The 7,457-nt window shown below is 58.2% G+C and carries 6 protein-coding genes; 5 read left to right on the top strand and 1 reads right to left on the bottom strand.

Translation table 11 applies throughout. The annotated features are described in order from the left end of the window. Window positions 1–139 precede the first annotated feature (139 nt). The gene (locus PMI23_RS26035) at window positions 140–1,723 is read right to left on the bottom strand and encodes a peptide chain release factor 3 (RefSeq protein WP_007915312.1); all 1,584 of its coding nucleotides are present in this window, start codon (window positions 1,721–1,723) and stop codon (window positions 140–142) included. 358 nt (window positions 1,724–2,081) lie between these two features. On the opposite strand from PMI23_RS26035, the gene PMI23_RS26030 reads away from it, so the two are divergent. The 5 genes from PMI23_RS26030 (at window position 2,082) to PMI23_RS26010 (ending at window position 7,332) form a co-directional block, all read left to right on the top strand. Next, window positions 2,082–2,771, top strand: a complete 690-nt coding sequence (locus PMI23_RS26030; RefSeq protein WP_169844036.1) for an ABC transporter permease — start codon at window positions 2,082–2,084, stop codon at window positions 2,769–2,771. Window positions 2,772–2,792: 21 nt separating this feature from the next. Continuing rightward, a complete protein-coding gene (locus PMI23_RS26025; RefSeq protein ID WP_007915309.1) occupies window positions 2,793–3,698 on the top strand; it encodes a glycine betaine ABC transporter substrate-binding protein in 906 nt (301 codons plus the stop codon). A gap of 12 nt (window positions 3,699–3,710) precedes the next feature. Further along, window positions 3,711–4,364, top strand: coding sequence for an ABC transporter permease (locus PMI23_RS26020; protein ID WP_007915307.1), 654 nt, complete (start codon window positions 3,711–3,713; stop codon window positions 4,362–4,364). After that, window positions 4,361–5,518: an osmoprotectant ABC transporter ATP-binding protein OsmV gene (locus PMI23_RS26015; RefSeq protein ID WP_007915305.1), complete on the top strand. Its 1,158-nt coding sequence runs from the start codon at window positions 4,361–4,363 to the stop codon at window positions 5,516–5,518. The genes PMI23_RS26020 and PMI23_RS26015 overlap by 4 nt, the downstream gene beginning before the upstream one ends. A 650-nt stretch (window positions 5,519–6,168) precedes the next feature. Beyond that, the gene (locus tag PMI23_RS26010; RefSeq protein WP_007915304.1) at window positions 6,169–7,332 is read left to right on the top strand and encodes a type III PLP-dependent enzyme; all 1,164 of its coding nucleotides are present in this window, start codon (window positions 6,169–6,171) and stop codon (window positions 7,330–7,332) included. Window positions 7,333–7,457 lie beyond the last annotated feature (125 nt).

The raw sequence follows: 7,457 nt of genomic DNA, 5'->3' as shown, positions 1-7,457 counted from the left end.
CGTTTGGAAAAGGTGACCCGCCGTAAGGGCGGAACCCTAAGCCGCCATCACCCAAAAAACGGATATACCCCCAAAACCAAAGCAAAAAAAAGCCCCCTAGGCACACACCGAGGGGGCTTCGGACAAACCAACTCAGAGCTTAGTGATGCTCACGCGTCGCGCGGAATTTCACATCCGGCCAACGCTCTTCCATCAACGCCAGGTTAACCCGCGTCGGCGCAAGATAGGTCAGGTGCCCACCGCCATCGACCGCCAGGTTCTCCACAGCCTTGTTGGAAAACTCCTCAAGCTTCTTCTTGTCGCTGCACTCAATCCAGCGCGCGGAATACACAGTAATCGGCTCATACGAGCACTCAACCTTGTATTCCTCCTTCAAACGGCTGGCGACCACATCAAACTGCAGCACACCCACAGCGCCAAGAATGATGTCATTGCTGCGCTCCGGGAAGAACACCTGCGTTGCACCTTCTTCGGCCAGTTGCTGGAGACCCTGACGCAACTGCTTGGATTTCAGCGGATCACGCAGGCGCACACGACGGAACAGCTCCGGCGCAAAGTGCGGAATGCCGGTGAAACCGAGGGTTTCACCTTCACTGAAGGTGTCGCCAATCTGGATGGTGCCGTGGTTGTGCAAACCAATGATGTCGCCGGCAAAGGCTTCTTCAAGCTGCTCACGCTCGGAGGAGAAGAACGTCAGGGCGTCGCCGATACGCACGTCCTTGCCGGTACGCACGTGGCGCATCTTCATGCCTTTCTCGTACTTGCCGGAGCAAATGCGCATGAAGGCGATGCGGTCGCGGTGCTTCGGGTCCATGTTCGCCTGGATCTTGAAGATGAAGCCCGAGAACTTCTCTTCCACCGGCTCGACGGTACGCTCGTTAGCGACACGGGCCAGCGGACGCGGTGCCCAATCAACGACGGCGTCGAGCACATGATCAACACCGAAGTTGCCCAGTGCGGTACCGAAGAACACCGGGGTCAGCTGACCGTCGAGGAATTCCTGTTGGTTGAATTCGTGGCAGGCACCCTGAACCAGTTCCAGCTGCTCGATGAAACGCTCGTACTCGTCGCCCAGATGCGCACGCGCTTCGTCGGAGTCGAGCTTCTCGATGATCTTGGTTTCGGTGCGTTCGTGACCGTGACCGGCGGTGTAGACAATGATGTAGTCATCGGCCAGGTGGTACACGCCCTTGAAGTCGCGGTAGCAACCGATCGGCCAGGTGATCGGCGCGGCCTTGATCTTCAGCACGGCTTCGATCTCGTCGAGCAGTTCGATCGGGTCGCGGATGTCACGGTCGAGTTTGTTGATGAAGCTGACGATCGGCGTGTCACGCAGACGGCAGACGTCCATCAGCGCAATGGTCCGTGGCTCTACACCTTTACCGCCGTCGAGAACCATCAATGCCGAGTCCACCGCGGTCAGGGTGCGGTAGGTATCTTCGGAGAAGTCTTCGTGGCCCGGGGTGTCGAGCAGGTTGATCATGTGTTCGCGATACGGGAACTGCATGACCGACGTGGTAATGGAAATACCCCGTTGCTTCTCCATCTCCATCCAGTCGGATGTCGCATGGCGATCGGATTTACGGGATTTCACCGTACCGGCCACTGCAATCGCCTTGCCCATCAACAGGAGCTTTTCGGTGATCGTGGTTTTACCGGCATCGGGGTGGGAAATAATGGCGAAAGTGCGGCGTTTCGCGACTTCGGCGGCCTGGTTGGTCATGGGAAATCGCCTGGCGGTGATTCAAAAAAGGGCCGCGATTATAGCCCAACTCGATGCAATAACCGAACCGTTGAGCACATTAAGGGTGGCCAAATGCTGCCGCAGATGGGAACCTTTTGAAGCACGGAGACGTCCATCCCCTGTTACGAATTTTCGTCAGGGGCTGAAAAATCAGCAAGTTAGCCTGACGAGGCTGCGCTCATGGCTCGCTTTCAGACCGCTTTTTGCCGGTGCTGAGGGAGCTGCTTCTCGCGAACGTTTATTCCCGGCAGCCATGTACGGCATGCCACACGGGAGGGCGTTCGCCGACTACAAAAAAAGGAGTCCGCCTGTGGCTATCCGCTATGGCAAAGGGCTGATGGGAGGTGCGGTGGTGATCGCGCTCCTGGCCCTGCTGGTCCACTGGATCGGCATCAACACGATCGAACACTACCGCGACGATTTGTTGTTTTACCTGCAAGCTCATCTGATTCTCGTCCTCGCTTCAATGCTGGCCGCCCTTGTCGTGGGCATCCCCGCCGGCATCTTCCTCAGTCGCCCGACCATGGTCGGCCGCGCCGAACGCTTCATGCAGATCTTCAATATCGGTAACACCGTGCCACCGTTGGCCGTGCTCGCGATTGCCCTGGGCGTCCTCGGGATCGGCAGTGGCCCGGCGATCTTCGCGCTGTTCCTCGCTTCCTTGTTGCCGATTGTGCGCAACACCTACGAAGGCCTGAAAAACGTCCAGGGCTCGCTGAAAGAAGCGGCCGTCGGCATCGGTATGACCCCGCGCCAAGTGCTGTGGAAAGTCGAATTGCCCAACGCCGTGCCGATCATCGTCGGTGGTGTGCGCGTGGCTCTGGCGATCAATGTCGGCACCGCGCCACTGGCGTTCCTGATCGGCGCCAACAGCCTCGGCAGCCTGATCTTCCCTGGCATCGCCCTGAACAATCAGCCGCAACTGTTGCTCGGCGCCGCGTGTACCGCGCTGCTGGCCTTGCTGCTCGATGGCGTCGTCACCCTCGCCAGCCGTCTCTGGCTGGAACGCGGTTTGCGCCCGTCTTAAGGCTTTTGCGAAGGAATATTTATGAAACGATTTAGCTCGTCTTTGGGATTGATAGTGGGCTGCATCCTGCTGTTCGCAGGAATCGCGCAAGCCGCTGAAAAACCGGTTATCCGCCTCGGCGCCCGAGTCTTCACTGAGCAAACCCTGCTCGCCGAAATCACCGCGCAATACCTGCGCAGCAAAGGCTACGACGCGCAGATCACCGGTGGCCTGGGCAGCAACCTCGCCCGCAGCGCCCACGAAAGCGGGCAGTTGGACATGCTCTGGGAATATACCGGCGTGTCGCTGGTGGCTTACAACCATGTCACGGAAAAACTCGACAGCGCCCAGTCCTACGCCCGGGTGAAAGAACTCGACGCGAAAAAAGGTCTGGTCTGGCTGACCCCGTCGAAATTCAGCAACACCTATGCCCTCGCCCTCCCTAAAAAGGTCGCCGAGGAATATCCGCAGATCAACAACATCAGCCAGTTGAACGACGTGCTGCGCGCCGAGGCCAAGACCAATCACTTGGTGGCTTTGGATACCGAGTTTGCCAACCGCTCCGACGGTCTGATCGGCATGGTCGATCTCTACGGCATGAACCTGACCCGCAAAAATATCCGCCAGATGGACGCGGGCCTGGTTTACACCGCGTTGCGCAACGGACAGGTGTTTGCCGGTCTGGTCTACACCACCGACGGTCGCCTCAACGCCTTCGGCCTGAAACTGCTGGAAGACGACAAGCATTACTTCCCCGACTACACCGCCGCGCCAGTAGTGCGTCAGGCCTACCTCGACGCGCACCCGCAACTGGCCGAGCAACTCAAGCCGCTGGCCGAACTGTTCGACGACGAAACCATGCGCCAGCTCAACGCGCGGGTCGACGTCGATCACGAAAGCCCTTCGAAAGTGGCCGCCGATTTCCTGCGCCAGCACCCACTTAACTAAGGAGGAAAAGTCATGGAATTTCTGAACGCCTTTTCCCACCTCGACTGGCAGCAGGTGATGCACCTGACCTGGCAGCACATCACCCTCGTCGGCATCGCCGTGACCCTGGCGATTGTCGTTGGCGTGCCGTTGGGCATTCTGATGACGCGGTTTCCGACTCTCGCCGGCCCATTGCAAGCCAGCGCCACGGTGCTGCTGACGGTGCCGTCGATTGCCCTGTTCGGTTTGCTGCTGCCGTTCTACTCCAAGTTCGGCCAGGGCCTCGGCCCGATGCCGGCGATCACCGCCGTGTTCCTTTATTCACTGTTGCCGATCATGCGCAACACCTACCTCGCCCTCACTGGTGTGGAACCGGGCATCCGTGAAGCCGCGCGCGGCATCGGCATGACCTTCGGCCAGCGTCTGCGCATGGTCGAGTTGCCGATCGCCGTGCCGGTGATCCTCGCCGGCGTGCGTACCGCCGTGGTGATGAACATCGGCGTGATGACCATCGCCGCGACCATCGGCGCCGGCGGCCTCGGTGTGTTGATCCTCGCTTCCATCAGCCGCAGTGACATGTCGATGCTGATCGTCGGCGCACTGCTGGTCAGTCTTCTGGCCATTTTCGCTGACCTGTTTCTCCAATGGCTGCAACGCTCGTTGACTCCAAAAGGACTGCTCAAATGATCGAACTTCAAAACCTCAGCAAAACTTTCCAAAGCAACGGCAAAGACGTCAAAGCCGTGGACTCGGTAAGCCTGACCGTCAATGAAGGCGAAATCTGTGTGTTCCTCGGGCCATCGGGTTGCGGTAAAAGCACCACGCTGAAGATGATCAATCGCCTGATCAAACCGACCTCGGGCAAGATCCTCATCAACGGCGAAGACACCACCGACCTCGACGAAGTGACCCTGCGCCGTAACATCGGTTACGTGATCCAGCAGATCGGCCTGTTCCCGAACATGACCATCGAAGAGAACATCGTTGTCGTGCCGAAACTGCTCGGCTGGGACAAACAGAAATGCCACGACCGCGCCCGCGAGTTGATGAGCATGATCAAGCTTGAGCCCAAGCAATATCTGCATCGCTACCCGCGTGAACTGTCCGGTGGCCAGCAACAGCGCATCGGCGTGATCCGCGCACTGGCCGCTGATGCACCGTTGCTGTTGATGGATGAGCCGTTCGGTGCGGTCGACCCGATCAACCGCGAGATGATCCAGAACGAGTTCTTCGAGATGCAGCGCGCGCTGAACAAGACTGTGATCATGGTCAGCCACGACATCGACGAAGCGATCAAACTCGGCGACAAGATCGCAATCTTCCGCGCCGGCAAACTGCTGCAGATCGATCACCCGGACACGCTGCTCGCGCACCCGGCGGACGACTTTGTCAGCAGCTTCGTGGGGCAGGACAGCACGCTCAAGCGTCTGTTGCTGGTGAAGGCAGAAGATGCGGCGGACAACGCACCGTCGGTGAGCCCGGAGACGCCGGTGGCTGATGCGCTGGAATTGATGGACGAGCATGACCGTCGCTACGTGGTGGTCACCTGTGCCGAGAACAAGGCGCTGGGTTATGTGCGCCGTCGTGATCTGCACCGTCAGACCGGCACCTGCGCGCAGTTCCTGCGTGAGTTCAATGCCACGGCAGCGTACGACGAACATTTGCGCATCCTGCTGTCACGCATGTACGAGTTCAATCGTTCGTGGCTGCCAGTGATGGATGCCGAACGGGTGTTCCTCGGTGAGGTGACGCAGGAGTCGATTGCGGCTTATCTGAGTTCGGGGCGTTCGCGTGGGATGAAGACCAGTATTGTCTCGCCGGCTGAGGCGGTGGTCGCCTGATTAACCGGTAAAAACACAAAACCCTGTAGGAGTGAGCCTGCTCGCGATAGCGCAATATCAGTCAATGAAGATGTCGGCTGAAAAAAGTCATCGCGAGCAGGCTCACTCCTACTGGACCGGGGGTGTTACCAAGTCATTCACAAGGCGGAAAAGAATCTCAACACCTGAGAACCAGACAGCATGCGCTGGATAGCCGTCCAAACAGCCAAAATCCCCATCACCCCCATCTCTCGCGGCCATCGTCGCCGATGTTGCGCCCATCACACTTACCTACGACTTCGCCGGCAAAAGCTGCGAACGTGCAGGTATTTTTAACACTGGAAAATTCTCGGGGAACATCTGCCCGTCATCTCGGTCGGCTACAAAGAGTGATGAACGCGACGCACGTCAGAAGCGTGCAAAAACGCGACATTTTTAGTTGATCTCACGCCCCTCACGCCCTAAAGTTCGCGCCGAACGTCCATGCTGGAAACGATCCATCCGGCTCAAGTACTGACGACGAGACAGCAAGGCCAAGGGAAAGCTGCACATCCCATGGCCTTTTTGCTTTCGGCGACATGCCTTGGGAAGTAGGCGAACCAAAGTGGGGATACGGAGGACGTTCATTTGCACCCATTGTTAATTTCAGTTTGCCAGTAGGAGTTCCCAGCATGTCGATCCAGGTCGAAGACTATTTCGCGCGCGCTACATTCGACAAAATGAAGGCGTTCGCCGACAAACAGGAAACCCCGTTCGTGGTGATCGACACCGCGATGATCGCCCAGGCCTACGATGACCTGCGCGCCGGTTTCGAATTCGCCAAGGTCTACTACGCGGTCAAGGCCAACCCGGCCGTCGAGATCATCGACCTGCTCAAAGAGAAAGGTTCGAGCTTCGACATCGCCTCGATCTATGAGCTGGACAAGGTGATGGATCGTGGCGTCAGCCCGGACCGCATCAGCTACGGCAACACCATCAAGAAATCCAAGGACATCCGCTACTTCTACGAGAAGGGCGTGCGTCTGTTCTCCACCGACTCCGAAGCCGACCTGCGCAACATCGCCAAGGCTGCCCCGGGTTCGAAAGTCTATGTGCGCATCCTCACCGAAGGCTCGACCACGGCTGACTGGCCACTGTCGCGCAAATTCGGCTGCCAGACCGACATGGCCATGGACCTGCTGATCCTCGCTCGCGACCTCGGCCTGGTGCCTTACGGCATCTCCTTCCACGTCGGTTCGCAGCAACGCGACATCAGCGTCTGGGACGCGGCGATCGCCAAGGTCAAAGTGATCTTCGAGCGCCTGAAAGAAGAAGACGGCATTCACCTGAAGCTGATCAACATGGGCGGTGGCTTCCCGGCCAACTACATCACCCGCACCAACAGCCTGGAAACCTACGCCGAAGAAATCATCCGTTTCCTCAAGGAAGACTTCGGTGATGACCTGCCGGAAATCATTCTCGAGCCGGGCCGTTCGCTGATCGCCAACGCCGGGATTCTGGTCAGCGAAGTGGTGCTGGTTGCACGCAAGTCGCGCACCGCTGTTGAACGTTGGGTTTATACCGATGTGGGCAAATTCTCCGGCCTGATTGAAACCATGGACGAAGCGATCAAGTTCCCGATCTGGACCGAGAAGAAAGGCGAGATGGAAGAAGTCGTCATCGCCGGCCCGACCTGCGACAGCGCTGACATCATGTACGAGAACTACAAATACGGTCTGCCGTTGAACCTGGCGATCGGTGATCGTCTGTACTGGCTGTCGACCGGGGCGTACACCACCAGTTACAGCGCGGTTGAGTTCAATGGCTTTCCGCCGTTGAAATCGTTTTACGTGTAAGCGCAGCTGCGAGTTTCAAGCTGCTAGCTGCAAGTGAAAAGCCCATGACGTGTCATGGGCTTTTTTTGTGTCTGGCTTTGAGATTTGTGGTGTGCTTTCGATCTATCCCCCTCACCCCAGCCCTC

This window comes from Pseudomonas sp. GM24 (assembly GCF_000282235.1).
GTDB lineage: Bacteria > Pseudomonadota > Gammaproteobacteria > Pseudomonadales > Pseudomonadaceae > Aquipseudomonas.
The sequence above is the reverse complement of the archived record's forward strand: the minus strand, read 5'-3'. Positions and strand labels throughout refer to the sequence as shown.

Excerpts from the sequence above, each read along its gene's own strand:
- PMI23_RS26030 (WP_169844036.1), top strand. The coding sequence starts at position 2,082 with ATGGGAGGTGCGGTGGTGATCGCGCTCCTGGCCCTGCTGGTCCACTGG.
- PMI23_RS26020 (WP_007915307.1), top strand. The coding sequence starts at position 3,711 with ATGGAATTTCTGAACGCCTTTTCCCACCTCGACTGGCAGCAGGTGATG.
- PMI23_RS26025 (WP_007915309.1), top strand. The coding sequence starts at position 2,793 with ATGAAACGATTTAGCTCGTCTTTGGGATTGATAGTGGGCTGCATCCTG.
- PMI23_RS26015 (WP_007915305.1), top strand. The coding sequence starts at position 4,361 with ATGATCGAACTTCAAAACCTCAGCAAAACTTTCCAAAGCAACGGCAAA.
- PMI23_RS26035 (WP_007915312.1), bottom strand. The coding sequence starts at position 1,723 with ATGACCAACCAGGCCGCCGAAGTCGCGAAACGCCGCACTTTCGCCATT.
- PMI23_RS26010 (WP_007915304.1), top strand. The coding sequence starts at position 6,169 with ATGTCGATCCAGGTCGAAGACTATTTCGCGCGCGCTACATTCGACAAA.